Below are 19,166 nucleotides of genomic sequence, written 5' to 3'. Positions count from 1 at the left end.
ATCAACACCAAATGACATTCGATTTATATAAACCCCAGGTAATGGGGATCTTAAATGTCACGCCCGACTCCTTTTCCGATGGCGGCGCCTTTAATTCGCTCGATAACGCGTTAAAGCAGACCGAACAAATGATTGCCGACGGCGCGAGCATCATTGATATCGGTGGCGAATCCACACGGCCAGGCGCTGAGGATGTTGCAGAAGCGGAAGAATTGTCGCGCGTTATTCCGGTTATTGAAGCAATTCGTCAGCGCTTTGATGTGCCTATTTCTATCGACACCACAAAAGCGAAGGTGATGACCGAAGCGGTAGCAGCCGGTGCGTCGATGATTAATGATGTCTGCGCTTTACAGGAGCCTGGAGCGCTGCAAGCTGCCGCTAAGGCAAATGTACCGGTTTGCTTAATGCACATGCAGGGGACGCCAAGGACGATGCAAGTCGAGCCATCCTATGGCGATGTGGCGGACGAGGTTAACGAATTTTTACGGGCGAGGGCGCAAACCTGTATTGAGGCCGGGATCGCCAAGGACCATATTGTGTTAGATCCAGGCTTTGGATTCGGAAAAACACTACCTCACAATTTGAGCTTGTTAGCGCAAGTCGAAGCGCTGGTTGAGTTAGGGTATCCGGTATTGATTGGCCTATCACGTAAGTCGATGTTTGGTAAGTTATTAGATCGTGATGTTGATGATAGATTAGCGGCCAGCTTGGCTGGCATGATGGTAACTTTGAATCAAGGTGCGCATATATTCCGTGTGCACGATGTGAAAGAAACAATGGATTGCTTGCGTGTATGGCAAGCCGTCAAGGAGCAAAAAGCATGAGTGAACGTAAATATTTTGGTACCGATGGTATTCGTGGGCGGGTAGGCGAAGGCGCCATTACACCCGATTTTATGTTGAAACTTGGCTGGGCGGCTGGGCGCGTTTTATCTAAGCAAGGCACCAATAACGTGTTGATTGGCAAAGACACTCGCATCTCGAATTACATGCTCGAAGCGGCGTTAGAAGCAGGTTTAGCTGCGGCAGGTTTAAAAGCGAATTTAATGGGGCCAATGCCAACGCCGGCAGTGGCCTATTTGACTCGCACTTTTCGCGCAGAAGCAGGCATTGTATTGAGTGCCTCTCACAACCCTTATTACGACAACGGTATTAAATTCTTTTCCGCCATGGGGACCAAGCTGGATGATGATCTAGAGCTTGCTATTGAAGCCGAGCTTGATAGACCACTGACTTGCGTCGATAACGCTGAGCTTGGTAAAGCCGTTCGAATCGATGATGCTGCAGGTCGTTATATCGAATTTTGTAAAAGCACCGTGCCTTACTACATGAACCTGCAAGGTATGAAAATTGTGGTGGACTGCGCCAATGGTGCAACCTACGACATCGCGCCTTCTGTCTTCCGCGAATTGGGTGCTGAGGTGATTACCATTGGTGTCTCGCCAAACGGTACCAACATTAATGAAAAATGTGGCGCTACCGATACGCAACTATTGGTGGATACGGTGGTTGCCGAGCAGGCTGATGTTGGAATTGCGCTTGATGGCGATGGTGATCGCTGCATCATGGTCGATCATACTGGCCAAGTGCTCGACGGTGATCAACTGCTGTTTATTATTGCACGCGATGCTATGCGTCAAGGTCGCTTAAAAGGTGGCGTTGTCGGCACCCAAATGACCAATCTCGGGATGGAGCTTGCATTAGGCACGCTTGGTATTCCATTTGTCCGCTCCAAAGTGGGCGATCGCTATGTGATGGAAATGCTGCAAGAGAAAGGTTGGCTTTTCGGCGGTGAAGGATCTGGTCATATTATCTGTTTAGATCGCACCTCAACGGGTGATGGCATTGTCGCGGCTCTTCAAGTGTTAACTGCATCTCACCACTCTGAGTTGTCCTTGCATGAAATGGCCCGCGGCATGGAGAAATTCCCACAAGTGCTTATTAATATTCGCTTTAAGGAAGGCAGCGACCCGTTATCAAACGAACAAGTTAAAGCGTCTGTTGTTGCGGTAGAAGCCGAGTTAGGGCGCACTGGTCGAGTTTTATTGCGTAAATCAGGTACAGAACCACTGGTTCGAGTGATGGTTGAAGGCGATAATCAGGCACTGGTTCAGAAAAGCGCTGAAACTATTGCTGAACAGGTAAAATTGGCCACTGAATAACCGCTTGACGGAAAAGCAGGAAAATGAACTTGTATCTTCCCTGCAGGTTCGTTAATATCTCGCCCGCCCTGATGATGGTGGGCTTAAATACGAGACAAATCAGCGCAAAAAGCGCTTGAGAGTGACGAATGTACGAACTGATTATCATTGTTTATCTGCTGGTTGCCTTGGCAATTATTGGCTTGGTGTTGATTCAGCAAGGTAAAGGTGCAGACATGGGTGCCTCATTTGGCGCAGGTGCATCTGCTAGCCTATTTGGTTCTGGCGGCTCTGGTAACTTCCTGACTCGTTCAACCTCCGTATTGGCGACTATCTTCTTCGTGCTGAGCTTGATCATTGGTAACCTCACCAATAATCGAGTGAAGCAAAGTCAGGAATGGGAAAACCTGACCGATGCAGCTCCTGTTGTGATTGAACAAGACGTACCTGCATCAGCGCCGGAATCGGATATTCCGCAATAAATTCTTCGCCGAGGTGGTGGAATTGGTAGACACGCTATCTTGAGGGGGTAGTGTCCTTTCGGACGTGCGGGTTCAAGTCCCGCTCTCGGCACCAATTAAGCATAGATTGTTTGCTTGAATCTAACGGTTCAAGCCAGTACAATGCGTTGCGAAAATGACGCGGGGTGGAGCAGTTTGGTAGCTCGTCGGGCTCATAACCCGAAGGTCGTTGGTTCAAATCCAGCCCCCGCAACCAAATTCGAGTTTTGAAACGTTTGGGTAAAGAGTTGTTATGAGCCAAGGCTCAGCTCTTTATAAGCTCCGCGGAAAAGGTCTTACCTTCAATTCGACCTCCGTAACCAAATTTGAGCTTTGAATTATTTGGATGAAGATGCTTTGAGTCAATGCTCAGCGCTTCATTAGCTCAGCGAAGCAGACGGTTGATTTAACGTCCGTTTCGCAACCAACATCCAGTCAAGATTCACATCTTGAAGGAAAGGGTAAAGCAGCATAAGCCCCGGGTGACTTGGGGCTTTTTGCTATGTGAGTGTCAGAGAAGTATCTGACGCTTGTTGACTGGGGCCTTGCGCCCTTTTTTTGTTTCCGGGAGACATATGGCTACACTGGAATCTAGACTCACAGACTTGTTAGAGCCGGCCGTTGAAGCCTTAGGTTTTGAGCTGTGGGGTTTGGAATTTGTCCGCGCGGGCAAACACTCAACACTACGTTTATACATTGATAGTCCTGACGGTGTGAATATCGACGATTGCGCCGAAGCAAGTCGTCAAGTCAGTGCTGTAATGGATGTTGAAGATCCAATCAGCTCCGAGTATTACCTGGAAGTTTCTTCGCCAGGTATGGAGCGGCCTTTGTTAAAGCCCCACCATTATGAAATGTACGTTGGTCATGTCATTGCGGTAAAAACCCGCTTGCCACAGTTCGGCCAACGTAAATTCCAAGGAACTCTGAAGGCAGTGGATAACGGCATGGCTGTTGTCGAAACTGCTAAGCATGAAGTTGAGTTGATGATCGATAATGTCGACAAAGCCAACTTGGTTGCCAAGTTTTAATCGGCGTAGTTAGGAAGAGGTTGAATACATGAATAATAAAGAAATTCTGCAAGTCGTCGATGCAGTTTCTAACGAAAAAGCAGTGCCGCGAGAGAAAATTTTTGAGGCGCTTGAGTCCGCCCTAGCTACTGCGACTAAAAAGAAAAATTCTACTGACATTGAAGTTCGTATCGATATCGACCGTAAAACCGGTGATTTTGAAACGTTTCGTCGTTGGTTAGTTATTGCTGATGACCAGCTTTCTGAGTTCCCAACCAAGGAATACTCACTGGAAGTGGCGCGTGCCCTTTGGGAAGACGAGTCACTGCAAGAAGGTGATTATGTTGAAGAATCAATTGAATCAATTGTCTTCGACCGTATCACTACACAAACAGCGAAGCAGGTTATTGTTCAAAAAGTACGTGAAGCAGAACGTCAGCAAGTTGTTGAACAGTTTGCGGATCAAGAAGGTGAGTTGATCACCGGTGTCGTAAAGAAAGTTAACCGCGACAGCGTGATTCTCGACTTGGGTAGCAATGCAGAAGCTATTATGTATCGTGAAGATATGTTGCCGCGCGAGTCATTCCGCCCAGGCGACCGAGTTCGCGGTCTGTTGTATGCCGTTCGCCCAGAAGCTCGTGGCGCTCAGCTGTTTGTTTCTCGCACTAAGCCGGAAATGTTGATCGAATTATTCCGCGTTGAAGTGCCAGAAATTGGCGAAGAGATGATTGAAATTTTTGGCGCCGCTCGTGATCCAGGTAGTCGTGCAAAAATCGCAGTTAAAACCAATGACCGTCGTATTGATCCTGTTGGTGCCTGTGTTGGCATGCGCGGATCTCGCGTGCAAGCCGTCTCTGGTGAACTCGGTGGCGAACGCATTGATATCGTATTGTGGGACGACAACGTTGCTCAATATGTGATTAACGCCATGGCACCTGCTGATGTTGCAGCGATCATCGTTGATGAGGATGCGGGTTCAATCGATGTTGCCGTTGAAGCATCAAATTTAGCGCAAGCTATTGGTCGTAACGGCCAGAACGTTCGCCTTGCCAGTCAGCTGACTGAATGGGAATTGAACGTGATGACCCAAGAAGACATGAATACTAAACATCAAGCTGAATCCCAGAAATTCATTGAAGGGCTGGTGACTGACTTGGGTATTGATGAAGAATTTGCCGGTGTTCTGGTTGACGAAGGTTTCAACACCCTCGAAGAAATCGCTTTTGTACCTGTAAATGAATTACTGGAAATTGATGGCTTCGATGAAGATCTCGTTGAAGAGTTACGCGATCGTGCCAAAGCGGCCATTACGACCAAAGCGCTGGCCAACGAAGAGTCGTTGGAAAATGCTGAGCCAGCGGAAGATCTTCTTGCGCTCGAGGGCTTAGATCGTCAAGTAGCGTTCCGCTTAGCGGCTCGCGGTGTTGTCACCTTAGAAGACCTTGCAGAGCAAGGTGTTGATGACATTTCAGATCTTGAAGACTTAAATGAGACTTCTGCCGGTGAACTGATCATGGCTGCTCGCCAGATTTGTTGGTTCAGTGACGAAGCTTAAAGATAGAATTAACGGGAGAGTAGCGAAGCATGGCAGAAGTAAGCATAGAGAAGCTCGCGACTGATGTTGGTACCAATGTCGATCGATTGATCGAACAATTTAAAGAAGCCGGTATCAGCAAAAAAGCAGATGACATGGTGACCGAAGACGAAAAGCAAACTTTGGTTTCACATTTGAACAAGCAGCATGGCGGTGAAGGCGATGCTGCGCCGAAGCGCATGACATTGCGCCGTACCAAGAAAAGCACGTTACAGGTAACAAGCTCTGAAGGCCGTAATAAGCAAGTTCAGGTTGAAGTCCGTAAAAAGCGTACCTACGTCAAACGAGATCCAGCAGCTGAACAAGCTCGCCTAGAAGCTGAGCAACAAGCTCAGCGTGAAGCTGAAGAAAAAGCACGCCTAGAAGCGGAAGCAAAAGCCGCCGCTGAAGCGAAAGCTAAAGCCGAAGCCAAAGCCAAAGCTGAAGCTGAAGCCAAAGCCAAAGCTGACGAAGAAGCACGTCGCAAAGAAGTTGCGCGTCAAAAGCAATTGGCGAACGAGTCACCTGAAGCGAAAATTAAGCGCGAAGAAGAAGAGCGCGTGAAAGAAGCGGCTCGTCTTGAAGCTGAAGCGATAAAAGCGAAGCAGGAAGCCGAAGCAGCACGTAAAGCGGAAGAAGAAGCTGCTCGTCAAGCGGAAGAGGCACGTAAGCTGGCTGAAGAAAACGCTGCTCGCTGGGCCGAACAAGAAAAGAAACAAAAAGAAACTGAAAAACAAGATGTTCACTTCACGAGCTCGCGCCATGCGCAAGAAGCTGAAGATGAGCAAGACCGTTCAGAAGAAGCACGTCGTCGCCGTCCTAAGAAGAAAAAAGCCGGTGGTGACCGTGACTTTGGTCGTGGCCAGCGTGGCCGTCGTGGTGCTCGCAATAAAAGCGGTTCAACATTACAGCAGGGCTTCAATAAGCCTGCACAACCGGTTGAACGTGACGTGCGCATCGGCGAAACCATTTCTGTTGGCGAATTAGCTCAGAAAATGGCTGTTAAAGGCGCTGAAGTCATTAAGGCCATGATGAAGATGGGCGTGATGGCGACCATCAATCAGGTTATCGATCAAGAAACTGCACAGCTGATTGCCGAAGAAATGGGCCACAAAGTTGTGTTGGTTAAAGAAAACCAGCTGGAAGTTAACGTACTGGCTGAAGCAGAAGCGTCAGGCGATAAAACATCGCGTGCGCCAGTGGTAACCATTATGGGCCACGTTGATCACGGTAAAACATCGCTGCTCGACCACATTCGTAAAGCGAAAGTGGCCGACGGTGAAGCCGGTGGTATTACCCAGCATATTGGTGCTTACCATGTTGAAACTGAAAATGGCATGGTCACTTTCTTAGATACTCCGGGTCACGCAGCGTTTACTGCTATGCGTGCTCGTGGTGCTAAGTCTACCGATATCGTCGTACTGGTTGTTGCCGCCGATGATGGCGTGATGCCACAAACCATTGAAGCGATTCAGCACGCCCGAGCGGCTGAAGTGCCTTTGGTTGTTGCGGTTAACAAGATTGACAAAGAAGAAGCCGATCCAGATCGCGTTAAGAACGAACTGGCGCAGCATGATGTTATTCCAGAAGATTGGGGCGGCGACGTTCAGTTCGTTCACGTTTCTGCGAAGAGCGGTGAAGGCATTGACGATCTACTTGAAGGCATTCTGTTGGTTTCAGAAGTACTTGAGTTAGAAGCTGTTGCTAGCGGTATGGCAAGCGGCATCGTTATCGAATCGCGCCTTGATAAAGGTCGTGGTCCGGTTGCTTCGGTTCTGGTTCAGCAAGGTCAGTTAAACAAAGGCGATATCGTTCTTTGTGGCCTCGAGTATGGCCGAGTTCGCGCCATGCGTGATGAGAATGGTCGTGAAATCGAATCGGCCGGCCCATCAATTCCAGTCGAGATTTTAGGTCTGTCTGGTGTGCCGTCTGCCGGTGATGAAGCCACTGCAGTTAAAGATGAGCGTAAAGCTCGCGAAGTTGCCTTGTATCGTCAGGGTAAATTCCGCGATGTGAAACTGGCTCGTCAGCAGAAGGCCAAGTTGGAGAACATGTTCGCCAACATGACCGAAGGCGATGTGTCTGAATTGAACATCGTACTGAAAGCCGACGTGCAGGGCTCACTGGAAGCGATTACCGATGCCTTGTTGAAACTTTCTACTGATGAAGTGAAGGTTAAGATTATTGGTACCGGTGTTGGTGGTATCACTGAAACAGATGCAAGTCTGGCTGCCGCGTCGAATGCCATTGTGCTTGGCTTTAACGTTCGTGCCGATGCAACTGCGCGCCGTTTGCTAGAAGCTGAAAGTGTCGATTTACGCTACTACAGCGTGATTTACAGCTTGATTGACGAAGTTAAGCAAGCGATGACTGGTATGCTCGCGCCTGAATTCAAACAAGAAATCATTGGCTTAGCCGAAGTTCGTGACGTATTTAAGTCACCAAAACTGGGTGCAATTGCTGGTTGTATGGTGACCGAAGGTATCGTTAAGCGTTCTGCGCCAATTCGTGTCCTACGTGAAAACGTGGTGATTTACGAAGGTGAACTGGAATCACTGCGTCGCTTTAAAGACGATGTGCAAGAAGTTCGCAACGGGATGGAATGTGGTATCGGCGTGAAGAACTACAACGATGTTCGCATTGGCGACCAAATCGAAGTATTTGAGACAGTCGAAGTAGCGCGTACGCTCTAATCGGCCACTCATAAAATTCAGTAAGTTATAAAAAGTGGGGGCCTTGGCCCCCACTTTTGTATTGCCCCGATGTGGGCTTAAAGAGGTTAATTATGGCCAAAGCATTTAAGCGTACTGATCGCGTTTCACAACAAGTGAAAAAATCTATTGCGATGATTTTGCAGCGTGAAATTAAAGATCCGCGCATTGGTATGGTGACAGTGTCTGACGTGGAAGTGTCGCGTGATATCGCCTACGCCAAAATCTATGTCACGTTTTTGTTTGACGATGCTGACGCGATCAAAGCCGGCATGAAAGTTTTAAAAGACGCGGCGGGCTACATCCGTAGCTTACTTGGTTCAGAAGTTAAAATGCGCCTGACACCTGAGCTGCAATTTATTTATGACGACTCGTTGGTTGAAGGCATGCGCCTTTCTAATGTGGTGACATCTGCAGTAGAAGAAGATAAACGTAAGCGCGGTGACTTAGATGGAGAGTCTGAGGAGTAATGGCTAGGCGCAAACGTGGTCGTCCGATTGACGGTGTCATTCTGGTTGATAAACCAACAGGGATGAGCAGCAATGGGGTGATGATTAAAGTGCGGGGTATGTTTACTGCCCAAAAAGCTGGCCATACTGGCGCTCTCGACCCTCTAGCAACAGGCATGCTGCCGATTTGCTTAGGCGAAGCGACCAAGTTCAGCCAATTTTTACTTGATGCTGATAAACGCTATCGCGTTGTTGCGCGCTTAGGGCAGCGTACCACGACTTCTGATGCTGACGGTGAGCTGGTGTCGGAAAAGCCAGTCGACGTTACTTCCGAGCAAGTTGAACATGCGCTGGTGCAATTTCGTGGCGACATTGAACAAGTGCCCACCATGTTTTCGGCGCTCAAACATCAAGGTAAACCTCTTTACCATTACGCTCGTCAAGGCATTCACATTGAGCGGCCACCAAGGCCCATTCATATTTTTTCATTTGAAATTGTCGAGCTAAATGATGTTTGGCTCACCATGGACGTACATTGTTCTAAAGGGACTTATGTGCGTACTTTGGTTGATGATTTAGGTGAAGTGCTGGGCTGCGGTGCTCATGTAGCTGAGCTGCGCCGAACACACGTTGCACATTATCCGACCGAGCAAATGATGACCTTAGAGCAACTACAGGCATTGCGTGATAAAGCGGATCAAGCCGAGTTGCCCGCAGGCGAATATTTAGATCCTTGTTTGCTGCCAACCGATTCACCTGTCGTGGCACTACCATTAGTCGAAATTGATCTGCAAAGCGCTGACTTTTTGCGCAATGGCCAACCGGTACAAGTGGTCAGCAATCAACCCATTGGACAAGTTCGGATCAAGTCTGAATCGGGTGAGTTTTTAGGTGTTGGTGAGCTCAATGATGAAGGCGAGTTGGCACCTAAGCGACTGGTGGTTCCTGCTGCATTGCGGCTAAGCCAATAAAACTTGCCGTTTACTGTTTGAGTCGGTATAGTACGCCGCCTCTGCCAGCTGCTGAATTAGTGATCGGCGCTGGATACATACATTTTTTAGGAGATTGACTATGTCACTAACTACCGAAAAGAAAGCAGAAATTGTTGCTGAGTTTGCGCAAGGCGAAGGCGATACTGGTTCTCCAGAAGTGCAAGTTGCTTTGTTGACTGCACAAATCAACCACTTGCAAGGTCACTTCAAAACTCACATCCACGATCACCACAGCCGTCGTGGTCTGCTGCGCATGGTTAGCCAGCGCCGTAAATTGCTTGATTACCTGAAAGGTAAAAACCAAGCTCGCTACGAAGCTCTGATTGAAAAATTAGGCCTACGTCGCTAAGCAAAGAATACGAAAAAGGGGCTGCATTCAGCCCCTTTTTTATTAACAAATTCCCGCCAAAAGTAACTGTCGTAAAACTTCTTCTACATAGCCATCACATACTGCTTCAAATAATTGATGTTAAAGCACGCAGCAATGCTCAACAGAGCTATGCAATTTGACGGATTCCAGTATACTTATGCGGCGAAAATTGAAAGTAAAAATCTGAAAAGACAAACAGGAATATAAATCGTGAAGCCGATTGTAAAAACATTCCAGTATGGTCAACACACTGTGACCTTGGAAACCGGCGTGATTGCACGTCAAGCCACCGCTGCCGTTCTGGCAACCATGGATGACACATCTGTACTGGTCTCTGTTGTTGGTAAAAAAGAAGCCAACCCAGGCCAGGACTTCTTCCCTCTGACTGTTAACTACCAAGAAAAAGCTTATGCTGCTGGTAAGATCCCAGGTGGCTTTTTCAAACGTGAAGGGCGCCCATCTGAAGGCGAGACTCTGATTGCACGTTTGGTTGACCGTCCGATCCGTCCATTATTTCCAGAAGGGTTCTTGAACGAAGTTCAAGTCGTAGCCACTGTTGTATCGTTGAACCCTGAAGTACCAGCTGACATCGTTACAATGCTGGGTACGTCTGCAGCATTGTCAATCTCTGGTATTCCGTTCAACGGACCGATTGGTGCCGCTCGAGTTGGTTATGTGGATAACAGTTTTGTACTGAACCCACTGCGCTCTGAGTTACCAAACTCAAAATTAGACCTCATTGTGGCTGGTACTGAATCAGCTGTACTGATGGTTGAATCTGAAGCCGAAGTTTTGCCTGAAGATGTCATGCTCGAAGCCGTGGTTTACGGTCATGAGCAACTGCAAACAGCCATCCAAGCCATTAATGAATTAGCAGCAGAAGTTGCTACTCCAGCTTGGGATTGGGTTGCGCCAGCTAAAAATGAAAGCCTGTACGAGCAAGTTAAAGCTGCATCTGAAGCTTTGTTCGTGGAAGCTTATCAAATTACTGAAAAAGCTGAGCGTTACACCAAAGTTGGCGAAATCAAGAAAACTGTTACCGAACAGCTGACCACTGCTAACGAAGAATTGGATGCCGGTGAGATCAGCGACATTCTTTACTCTGTAGAGAAGAATGTTGTTCGTCAGCGCATCATTGCTGGTGAGCCTCGCATCGATGGTCGTGATCCTGAAATGGTTCGCGCATTGAATGTTGCAACTGGCGTATTATCACGTACTCACGGCTCATCGCTGTTTACTCGTGGTGAGACGCAAGCCTTGGTTACTTGTACGCTCGGTACCAAACGTGACGCGCAAATTTTGGACGAACTGTCAGGCGAACGTACCGACAAGTTCTTGTTCCACTATAACTTCCCTCCGTACTGTGTTGGCGAAACTGGCTTCATCGGTTCTCCAAAACGTCGCGAAATCGGTCACGGCCGTTTAGCTAAACGTGGCGTTGCTGCGGTTATGCCGGATGAAGACGAATTCCCGTACACGGTTCGTATCGTGTCTGAAATTACTGAATCCAACGGTTCAAGCTCAATGGCGTCTGTTTGTGGTTCGTCATTAGCTCTGATGGATGCTGGTGTTCCGGTCAAAGCATCGGTTGCCGGTATCGCCATGGGTTTGGTGAAAGAAGGCGATGACTTTGTTGTTCTTTCTGACATTCTCGGTGATGAAGATCACTTGGGTGACATGGACTTTAAAGTGGCCGGTACTAACGACGGTGTTACTGCGTTGCAGATGGACATCAAAATCGAAGGTATTACCAAAGAGATCATGCAAATCGCGCTGCGCCAAGCTCGTGGTGCTCGTTTGCACATCTTGGGTGTTATGGACGAAGCGATCGGTACGCACCGTGACGAAGTCTCTGACTTTGCTCCTCGCATTCATACCGTTAAGATCAACCCTGAGAAGATTAAAGACGTGATTGGTAAGGGTGGTGCAACCATTCGTTCGATCACTGAAGAAACGGGTTGTAGCATCGACATTCAAGATGACGGCACAATCAATGTTGCTGCAGTTGACGGCACTGCCGCTAAAGCTGCACTGAAGCGCATTGAAGAAATTACTGCTGAAATTGAAGTGGGTACTATTTACCACGGTCGTGTTACTCGCATCGTTGATTTCGGTGCTTTCGTTGAAATCTTGCCGGGTAAAGAAGGTCTGGTACACATTTCTCAAATTGCAGAAAAACGCATTGAAAAAGTGACTGACTATCTCGAAAACGGCCAAAACGTTGATGTGAAAGTATTAGAAATCGATCGTCAAGGTCGTGTTCGCTTGAGCATCAAAGAAGCGAAAGCTGCAGAAGCTAAGCCAGAAGCGGCTGAAGCGACTGAGCAATCAGACGCGGAATAAGGTAGATTGGGGCCTGCGAAGGTTGGCCCTAAATCAGCAATTCTGCATAATGGGCCAATCTCAAGATTGGCCTTTTTTATTTCAGGCGTAAATATGTCTTATATGAAATGGATGATGCTGTTGTTGGTAGTTGCACTCAGTGGCTGTGCAAACAGTCAGCGGCCTCCAACACAAGCCCATGAAATGTTACTGGCAGTTCCCCGTCAGCCTAATATCGAGCAACAGGCTGCGATTGCTAAACTGACAGAAATTATTAGTTTGTCTGATGCCGAAGACGCCAAATTAGCACATTTGTTTTACGACCGAGGAGTACGCTATGACTCCTTGGGATTAAAAGCACTCGCTCACTTAGATTTCAGCCGGGCTTTGCGAATGAAAGCTGATTTCGCCGATGCATACAATTTTGTGGGTATTCATTACACCCAAGGTGAACAGTTTGTCGAAGCATTTGAAGCGTTTGGTTCGGCTATTGAATTGAATCCTGATCATAAGTATGCGCTGCTCAATCGCGGAATCGCGCGCTATTATGCCGGACGAAACAGTCTAGCTGCAGAAGATTTTGGTGACTTTCTACATCGCCAAGAGTCCGACCCATATCGAGTGCTCTGGCTCTATTTAGCGGAGTACCAAATTGCTCCTGAGTCCGCTAAGCAACATTTGCAGGCGAACCGCACTAAGTTGCGCGATGAGGATTGGGCCACGCAATTGGTCGACTTATACCTGAATCGCTTAACCGTCACTGAATTCCTACAACAAGTGCCAGAAGGGATTAAAAGCGAAGCAGCTTATGCCGAGCGGCTTTGTGAAGCCTACTTCTATTTAGGTAAGTTGGCAGCGCAGACTGACGAATTAATCTATGCGGGTAACTTCTTCCGTTTAGCCTTAGCCACCAATGTGTATGACTTTGTTGAACATCGGTATGCGATGTTGGAGCTTAAACGGCTGAATCAGATACAGCAGGCGAGTGTTAACAAGAAGGCGTCTACCGCTAGTTAAATGTAAACGCCATAGTAACTGTTCTGTTTTATAGGCTCAGAAAGTCACGATTTTTTTCGATGATGGATGGGCCTATGCCTTTTACATCAAGCAGTTGTTCGAGCGATTGAAACGGCCCGTGATCATCACGGTAACTCACGATCGCTTGTGCTTTTTTATCGCCAACGCCATTTAATCGTTCGGCTAAAAGCTCAGCGCTCGCGTGATTAATACTTATTTTGTTAAGTGATTCAGACATAACGGGTTCGGTTTGAGCTGCGGTGTTGTCTGCTGCTGATACCGAGATGGCTGATAGAAAGGTGAACGCGATAATAGTAATTAACTTTTTCATTGGCTTAATCCTTAAGCTAGTAGTTTCCATTCAATGCTGCATGTCACCATGCCAGCTTATTAAGCCTAGCCTCAGTTTTTAAGTTCATCAATTTTGAATATTGATGCTAAATTGCTTCGTAGAGTCGGAGTTAATTTCAAGGCTTAACCTTCAGCCATATTCAGTGTAATGTAGATCACATTATACTTCATGCTCCCATGACGAACTGGAACAACGTTGACAATTTATAGGGGCTGAAAAGTCCGCTAAATTGATAAACGGATTAAAAATAAGCACGCAAAGGAAAGGACATCAAGATGCAAATCAGGAAAGCTGTGATCCCTGTTGCCGGCCTCGGCACCCGTATGTTACCCGCTACAAAAGCCATTCCAAAAGAAATGTTGCCTGTAGTTGACCGCCCGCTAATTCAATACGTCGTTGAAGAATGCGTAAAAGCTGGTATCAAAGAAATCGTGTTAGTAACCCACTCCAGTAAAAACTCCATTGAAAACCACTTTGATACGAGCTTTGAATTGGAAGCAACCCTAGAAAAGCGTGTAAAACGACAGTTGCTCGAAGAAGTACAAAAGATTTGCCCTCCTGACGTCACTATCATGCACGTGCGTCAAGGCACTGCGCTCGGCTTAGGCCACGCTATTTTATGTGCCAAGCCTCTTGTTGGAAATGTGCCATTTGCTGTCGTTTTGCCGGATGTGTTGATTGATAAATACGATGCCGATCCGAAAAAAGACAACTTAGCTGAAATGACTCGCCTGTTTGACGAAACCCAAGCTAGCCAAATTATGGTGGAAGCTGTTCCCCATGAAAAAATTGGTAGCTACGGTGTGGTTGATTTAGGTGGCAATGAAATGAAACCCGGTGAGTCGGTTAAAATGGTTGGTACCGTTGAGAAGCCAGATCCAGATGAAGCGCCATCAAACTTAGCCGTTGTGGGCCGTTATGTGCTAAGTGCTGAATGTTGGGACTTGCTCGAATACACGCCCCCGGGCGCTGGCGGGGAAATTCAGCTAACGGATGCTATTGCCTCACTGATGAAAGTCGAACAAGTTAATGCTTATTACATGAAAGGCCGCAGTCACGACTGTGGTAGTAAGCTCGGCTATATGCAAGCGAACTTGGAGTATGGTATTCGCCATAGCGATATCGGCGACTCGTTCGTATCCTTTGTCAAAGAGTTTGCCAGCAAACTTTAACTTTAGTTTGAGATCCAATACATGGATGTTCTAGTGACAGGTGGTGCCGGTTATATCGGCAGCCACACTTTAATAGCGCTTATTGAAGCAGGTCATCGGCCTATTGTGGTCGATAACCTGTGTAACTCGAGTGAAGAGTCTTTGCGCCGCGTGAAACAGATCACCGGCTGTGATGACATCCCATTCCATCACGTTGACATTCGAGAGCGTGCTGCGTTAGACGCAGTATTCGCTCAGTACGAGGTCAAGTCCGTGATTCATTTCGCCGGCTTGAAGGCTGTAGGTGAGTCAACTCAAATCCCGCTTGATTATTATCAGAATAATGTCGCTGGCACGTTAACGCTCTGTCAGGCTATGCAGCAGGCTGGCGTCACCAAGTTAGTGTTTAGCTCATCCGCTACCGTTTATGGCGATCCTGCTTCGGTGCCGATTGTCGAATCGTTTCCAACCTCAGCAACGAATCCATATGGTCGTTCTAAGTTAATGGTTGAGGAAATCCTCCAAGATTTTGCTAAGTCCGACGACCGTTGGGATATTGCCTTGCTTCGCTACTTCAATCCCGTTGGCGCTCATAAAAGTGGTTTGATTGGTGAAGATCCATCCGGTATTCCGAATAACTTGACGCCGTACATTACACAAGTAGCTGTTGGCAAATTAAAACAGCTGAGTGTGTTTGGTGGGGATTACCCAACTGTCGATGGCACCGGCGTTCGAGATTATATTCATGTTGTAGACTTGGCTGCCGGCCATGTGAGAGCACTTGACAAACTCAGCCAATCACCGGGTCTAGTCACTTACAATTTAGGCACTGGAAATGGCTATTCAGTATTGGAAGTGATCGCCGCGTTTGCACAAGCATGTCAACGCGACATCCCCTATCAAATTGTTGAACGGCGCCCAGGTGATATTGCTGAATGTTATGCCGAACCTTCGCTAGCTGCGAGTGAACTCAATTGGCGAGCAACTCTTTCGCTAGCTGAAATGGCCGAAGATGCTTGGCGCTGGCAATCTCAAAATCCCAACGGGTATTCAGTAGAATGAATACATCGATAATGAATTTACGAATCACATATTTATCTACATTAGAAGGTCGCTGCTTATGAAAGTTACTGTTTTTGGAATTGGTTATGTGGGCTTAGTGCAAGCCGCCGTAATGGCTGACTTTGGTCATGAAGTGATGTGCGTTGATGTCGACCAAGCTAAAGTGGATAACCTGAAAAAAGGCATCATTCCGATTTTTGAGCCAGGTTTAACACCGCTGGTAGAAACGAACTATAAAGAAGGTCGCTTGCACTTCACGACCGACGCCAAACAAGGTGTTGAATTTGGCGAGTTGCAGTTTATTGCTGTTGGTACCCCGCCGGATGAAGATGGTTCCGCCGACTTAAAATATGTATTGGCTGTTGCCCGTACTATTGCGCAGTACCAGAACGGCTATAAAGTAGTGATCGATAAAAGCACGGTTCCTGTCGGCACGGCTGATAAGGTTGATGCTGCAATTGCCGAAGTGCTCAAAGAGCGCGACGTTGATTATGATTATTCAGTGGTTTCTAATCCTGAATTTTTGAAGGAAGGGGCTGCGGTTAGCGATTGTATGAGCCCAGACCGAATTGTGATTGGCACCGATGATGAACAAGCGCGCCAGTTAATTCGAGAGCTTTACGCGCCATTTACCCGCAATCATGATCGTATGATTTTCATGGATGTGAAGTCTGCTGAGTTGACTAAGTATGCAGCCAACTGCATGTTGGCTACAAAAATTAGCTTCATGAACGAAATGTCTAATCTAGCTGAACGGCTAGGCGCTGATATTGAAAAGGTCCGCCAAGGTATTGGCTCCGATGCTCGAATTGGCTACCACTTTATTTATCCTGGCTGTGGTTACGGCGGTTCGTGTTTCCCGAAAGATGTGCAAGCCTTGGTTCGTACTGCTGATTCCATTGGCTACGAGTCGACTCTACTAAAAGCCGTCGAAACTGTTAACTATGGCCAAAAAGAGGTGCTCTTTAAGCGCCTTAACGATTTCTACAAAGCTGATCTGGCCGGTAAAACGGTAGCGATCTGGGGCTTGTCATTCAAGCCAAATACCGATGACATGCGTGAAGCGTCAAGCCGGGTGCTAATGGAATCACTTTGGCAAGCAGGTGCAAAAGTTCGAGCCTTCGATCCAGAAGCGATGGAAGAAGTTCAACGAATCTATGGCACTCGTGATGACCTAGAGCTGGTTGGTACTAAAGATGCGGCACTTAAAGGTGCTGACTGTTTAGTGATTTGTACCGAATGGAAAGTATTTCGTGCTGCTAACTTCGATGATATTAAAGAGCAATTAACCGATCCTGTTATTTTTGATGGCCGGAACCTATACGATCCAGAGCAAGTTAAGCGATATGGCTTGGCGTATTATGCAATGGGTCGTGGTGATAGTATCAGCAGTTAAATACAAACAGGACAACGCGATATGAAAGTACTGGTTACGGGAGCTGCTGGCTTCATCGGCTTCTTTGTGAGCCAACGGCTAATTGCCGACGGTCATCATGTTGTCGGTATCGACAACATGAACCACTACTATGATGTGGGTCTTAAACACGCTCGACTTGCTCAACTCGAAGCCTTACCGGGCTTTGAGTTTGTCGAACTCGATTTGGCTGACCGTCCAGCTGTCGCAACATTGTTCGAGCAATATCAGTTTAATCGGGTGGTCCATTTGGCGGCGCAAGCGGGGGTTCGCCATTCGTTGAAAGCCCCATTTGAATACGTTGACTCTAACTTCACGGGCATGATGACCATACTCGAAGGTTGTCGTCATCATAACATTGAGCACCTTGTTTATGCCTCATCAAGCTCAGTGTATGGCATGAATGAAGCCATGCCATTTTCTACCAGTGACAATGTTGATCACCCAGTTTCACTGTACGCTGCGAGTAAAAAAGCCAACGAATTGATGGCGCATAGCTATTCACATTTATATGGTTTGCCAACCACAGGCTTACGCTTTTTTACGGTATATGGCCCGTGGGGGCGCCCAGATATGGCGTATTTTTTGTTTGCCAAGGCAATGCTTGCTGGCGATCCAATCAAAGTATTCAACTTTGGTAAGATGAAGCGTGATTTCACCTACATCGACGACATTGTTGAGGGCGTGGTGCGGGTACTAAACAAAGTGCCTGCTCACAACCCTGATTGGCATGATGGTGACCCATCATCAAGTAAAGCGCCTTATAAGGTATACAACATTGGCAATAACAACTCAGTGCAACTGGGCGAATTTATCAGCACGTTGGAAAAGCACCTAGGTGTTGAAGCCAATAAGCAGATGATGCCAATTCAACCCGGTGATGTAGAAGCGACAGCGGCTAATATTGACGACTTAGTTGCTGATGTCGGGTTCACGCCATCAACCAGTATCGACAAAGGACTTGGCGAATTTGTTCGTTGGTACAAAAGTTATTATGGGTGAAAGCCCGCAACTCGGAGATAAAGCGCAGCAATGGTTAAGCCCTTTACTCCGATTGCATTGTTGGCGCTAGTCTAAATCGCTGGCTTGGTGCCGCTCTGGCACTTGCTCAGTTTCGTCGCCCCAGGTTCGGTTCACTTTTCTGCCGCGTTGCACCGCCGCGCGCTTGTCGATCTCGTTTGCCCATCGCAGTACATTCGGGTACTCCTCCGTGCTTAAAAATTTAGCCGCATCGTATAAGCGACCCAACACTAAATTGCCGTACCATGGCCAAATGGCGATGTCTGCGATGGTGTATTGCTCTCCCGCCATATACCGGCGTGTCGCCAAATTACGATCGAGCACATCCAATTGGCGTTTCACTTCCATGGTGAAGCGATTAATGGGGTATTCGAATTTTTCTGGCGCGTAAGCGTAAAAATGACCGAAGCCACCACCGAGATAAGGGGCAGAGCCCATTTGCCAAAACAACCAGTTCAAGGTTTCGGTTCGTTCCTGCAATTGTGATGGTAAAAACTCGCCAAACTTCTCAGCGAGATAAAGCAAAATGGAGCCAGATTCAAATATCTTGGCCGGCTCGGGAGTGCTGTAATCAATAAGAGCTGGGATTTTGGAATTGGGGTTGATTTCAACAAAGCCGGATGAAAATTGATCACCTTCTTGAATCCGTATGAGCCAGGCATCGTATTCAGCCTCAGATTTACCAATGGCCAATAGCTCTTCAAGCATGATGGTCACTTTGACGCCATTTGGGGTTGCCAGCGAGTAGAGCTGCAGCGAATGTTCCCCTTTCGGCAGTGACTGTTGATGAGTTGCTCCGGCTATAGGGCGATTAATATTTGCGAATTGTCCACCACTAGGTTGTTGCCAAGTCCACACGTCAGCGGGCTCATATTTCGACTTGCTACTCATGCGTCATTCTCCTGTCGCCAATGGTATCTAAACGAACTCTCGGTGTTATAAGACTCCGCCTTGAATGGGTCTTTATGCCATATGCTACATGTTAAATGCTAAATAAATAGGCGATGTCACAGTTGGTTACAAACCCCTCAACTATACTCGCCTAACAACAATAAATATTAAGTTGATCGGCTATAGCAAGAA

At 47.4% G+C, this 19,166-nt stretch carries 17 protein-coding genes and 2 tRNA genes; 17 read left to right on the top strand and 2 right to left on the bottom strand.

The genetic code is table 11. The features are described from left to right. Positions 1-11 precede the first annotated feature (11 nt). From folP to nlpI, 13 genes are all read left to right on the top strand, one after another. The gene (folP, locus tag K0504_RS08070; protein WP_220103671.1) at positions 12-824 is read left to right on the top strand and encodes a dihydropteroate synthase; all 813 of its coding nucleotides are present in this window, start codon (positions 12-14) and stop codon (positions 822-824) included. Then, positions 821-2,161: a phosphoglucosamine mutase gene (gene glmM, locus K0504_RS08065; protein ID WP_220103670.1), complete on the top strand. Its 1,341-nt coding sequence runs from the start codon at positions 821-823 to the stop codon at positions 2,159-2,161. Before folP ends, glmM begins: the two co-directional genes overlap by 4 nt. A 128-nt stretch (positions 2,162-2,289) precedes the next feature. Then, positions 2,290-2,622, top strand: coding sequence for a preprotein translocase subunit SecG (gene secG / locus K0504_RS08060; protein ID WP_220103669.1), 333 nt, complete (start codon positions 2,290-2,292; stop codon positions 2,620-2,622). Positions 2,623-2,629: 7 nt separating this feature from the next. Continuing rightward, positions 2,630-2,716: transfer RNA gene (locus K0504_RS08055), tRNA-Leu, on the top strand. 64 nt (positions 2,717-2,780) lie between these two features. Beyond that, positions 2,781-2,857: transfer RNA gene (locus K0504_RS08050), tRNA-Met, on the top strand. Positions 2,858-3,215: 358 nt separating this feature from the next. Then, positions 3,216-3,671 (top strand): ribosome maturation factor RimP, encoded by a 456-nt coding sequence (rimP, locus tag K0504_RS08045; RefSeq protein ID WP_220103668.1) that lies wholly within the window; start codon positions 3,216-3,218, stop codon positions 3,669-3,671. 28 nt (positions 3,672-3,699) lie between these two features. Beyond that, positions 3,700-5,205 carry a transcription termination factor NusA gene (nusA, locus tag K0504_RS08040; protein WP_220103667.1) on the top strand — a complete coding sequence of 502 codons (1,506 nt, stop codon included), beginning with the start codon at positions 3,700-3,702 and terminating at the stop codon, positions 5,203-5,205. Positions 5,206-5,234: 29 nt separating this feature from the next. Then, a complete protein-coding gene (gene infB, locus K0504_RS08035) occupies positions 5,235-7,916 on the top strand; it encodes a translation initiation factor IF-2 (protein ID WP_220103666.1) in 2,682 nt (893 codons plus the stop codon). A gap of 92 nt (positions 7,917-8,008) precedes the next feature. Then, positions 8,009-8,404 (top strand): 30S ribosome-binding factor RbfA, encoded by a 396-nt coding sequence (rbfA, locus tag K0504_RS08030; RefSeq protein WP_220103665.1) that lies wholly within the window; start codon positions 8,009-8,011, stop codon positions 8,402-8,404. Next, positions 8,404-9,354 carry a tRNA pseudouridine(55) synthase TruB gene (gene truB, locus K0504_RS08025; protein ID WP_220103664.1) on the top strand — a complete coding sequence of 317 codons (951 nt, stop codon included), beginning with the start codon at positions 8,404-8,406 and terminating at the stop codon, positions 9,352-9,354. The genes rbfA and truB overlap by 1 nt, the downstream gene beginning before the upstream one ends. Positions 9,355-9,454: 100 nt before the next feature. Then, complete coding sequence (gene rpsO, locus K0504_RS08020; protein WP_220103663.1) at positions 9,455-9,724, top strand: 30S ribosomal protein S15; 270 nt, start codon at positions 9,455-9,457, stop codon at positions 9,722-9,724. 231 nt (positions 9,725-9,955) lie between these two features. After that, a complete protein-coding gene (pnp, locus tag K0504_RS08015) occupies positions 9,956-12,088 on the top strand; it encodes a polyribonucleotide nucleotidyltransferase (RefSeq protein WP_220103662.1) in 2,133 nt (710 codons plus the stop codon). 93 nt (positions 12,089-12,181) lie between these two features. After that, positions 12,182-13,084 carry a lipoprotein NlpI gene (nlpI, locus tag K0504_RS08010; RefSeq protein WP_220103661.1) on the top strand — a complete coding sequence of 301 codons (903 nt, stop codon included), beginning with the start codon at positions 12,182-12,184 and terminating at the stop codon, positions 13,082-13,084. Between the two features lie 28 nt (positions 13,085-13,112). Here nlpI and K0504_RS08005 read toward each other — a convergent pair whose 3' ends face one another. Beyond that, positions 13,113-13,415, bottom strand: a complete 303-nt coding sequence (locus K0504_RS08005; protein WP_225918041.1) for a ComEA family DNA-binding protein — start codon at positions 13,413-13,415, stop codon at positions 13,113-13,115. A 296-nt stretch (positions 13,416-13,711) separates the two neighbouring features. On the opposite strand from K0504_RS08005, the gene galU reads away from it, so the two are divergent. From galU to K0504_RS07985, 4 genes are read left to right on the top strand one after another with little or no spacing between them, the layout of a single operon-like run. After that, on the top strand, positions 13,712-14,608 hold the full coding sequence (gene galU, locus K0504_RS08000) for a UTP--glucose-1-phosphate uridylyltransferase GalU (protein ID WP_220103659.1): 897 nt from the start codon (positions 13,712-13,714) through the stop codon (positions 14,606-14,608). Between the two features lie 21 nt (positions 14,609-14,629). Then, positions 14,630-15,649 (top strand): UDP-glucose 4-epimerase GalE, encoded by a 1,020-nt coding sequence (gene galE, locus K0504_RS07995; protein ID WP_220103658.1) that lies wholly within the window; start codon positions 14,630-14,632, stop codon positions 15,647-15,649. Between the two features lie 58 nt (positions 15,650-15,707). After that, on the top strand, positions 15,708-17,045 hold the full coding sequence (locus K0504_RS07990; RefSeq protein ID WP_220103657.1) for a UDP-glucose dehydrogenase family protein: 1,338 nt from the start codon (positions 15,708-15,710) through the stop codon (positions 17,043-17,045). Positions 17,046-17,066: 21 nt separating this feature from the next. Then, the gene (locus tag K0504_RS07985; RefSeq protein ID WP_220103656.1) at positions 17,067-18,065 is read left to right on the top strand and encodes an NAD-dependent epimerase; all 999 of its coding nucleotides are present in this window, start codon (positions 17,067-17,069) and stop codon (positions 18,063-18,065) included. A gap of 66 nt (positions 18,066-18,131) precedes the next feature. Here the strand turns inward: K0504_RS07985 and yghU are convergent, their stop codons facing one another. Next, a complete protein-coding gene (gene yghU, locus K0504_RS07980) occupies positions 18,132-18,974 on the bottom strand; it encodes a glutathione-dependent disulfide-bond oxidoreductase (RefSeq protein ID WP_220103655.1) in 843 nt (280 codons plus the stop codon). Positions 18,975-19,166: the final 192 nt, after the last annotated feature.

Source organism: Neiella holothuriorum, from assembly GCF_019457915.1.
Lineage (GTDB): Bacteria > Pseudomonadota > Gammaproteobacteria > Enterobacterales > Neiellaceae > Neiella > Neiella holothuriorum.
This window is presented reverse-complemented; position numbering and strand designations above follow the sequence as displayed.

Bases quoted from the DNA above. Each gene is read 5' to 3' on its own strand.
- folP (WP_220103671.1), top strand. From the start codon at position 12: ATGACATTCGATTTATATAAACCCCAGGTAATGGGGATCTTAAATGTC.
- glmM (WP_220103670.1), top strand. From the start codon at position 821: ATGAGTGAACGTAAATATTTTGGTACCGATGGTATTCGTGGGCGGGTA.
- secG (WP_220103669.1), top strand. From the start codon at position 2,290: ATGTACGAACTGATTATCATTGTTTATCTGCTGGTTGCCTTGGCAATT.
- rimP (WP_220103668.1), top strand. From the start codon at position 3,216: ATGGCTACACTGGAATCTAGACTCACAGACTTGTTAGAGCCGGCCGTT.
- nusA (WP_220103667.1), top strand. From the start codon at position 3,700: ATGAATAATAAAGAAATTCTGCAAGTCGTCGATGCAGTTTCTAACGAA.
- infB (WP_220103666.1), top strand. From the start codon at position 5,235: ATGGCAGAAGTAAGCATAGAGAAGCTCGCGACTGATGTTGGTACCAAT.
- rbfA (WP_220103665.1), top strand. From the start codon at position 8,009: ATGGCCAAAGCATTTAAGCGTACTGATCGCGTTTCACAACAAGTGAAA.
- truB (WP_220103664.1), top strand. From the start codon at position 8,404: ATGGCTAGGCGCAAACGTGGTCGTCCGATTGACGGTGTCATTCTGGTT.
- rpsO (WP_220103663.1), top strand. From the start codon at position 9,455: ATGTCACTAACTACCGAAAAGAAAGCAGAAATTGTTGCTGAGTTTGCG.
- nlpI (WP_220103661.1), top strand. From the start codon at position 12,182: ATGTCTTATATGAAATGGATGATGCTGTTGTTGGTAGTTGCACTCAGT.
- K0504_RS08005 (WP_225918041.1), bottom strand. From the start codon at position 13,415: ATGAAAAAGTTAATTACTATTATCGCGTTCACCTTTCTATCAGCCATC.
- galU (WP_220103659.1), top strand. From the start codon at position 13,712: ATGCAAATCAGGAAAGCTGTGATCCCTGTTGCCGGCCTCGGCACCCGT.
- galE (WP_220103658.1), top strand. From the start codon at position 14,630: ATGGATGTTCTAGTGACAGGTGGTGCCGGTTATATCGGCAGCCACACT.
- K0504_RS07990 (WP_220103657.1), top strand. From the start codon at position 15,708: ATGAAAGTTACTGTTTTTGGAATTGGTTATGTGGGCTTAGTGCAAGCC.
- K0504_RS07985 (WP_220103656.1), top strand. From the start codon at position 17,067: ATGAAAGTACTGGTTACGGGAGCTGCTGGCTTCATCGGCTTCTTTGTG.
- yghU (WP_220103655.1), bottom strand. From the start codon at position 18,974: ATGAGTAGCAAGTCGAAATATGAGCCCGCTGACGTGTGGACTTGGCAA.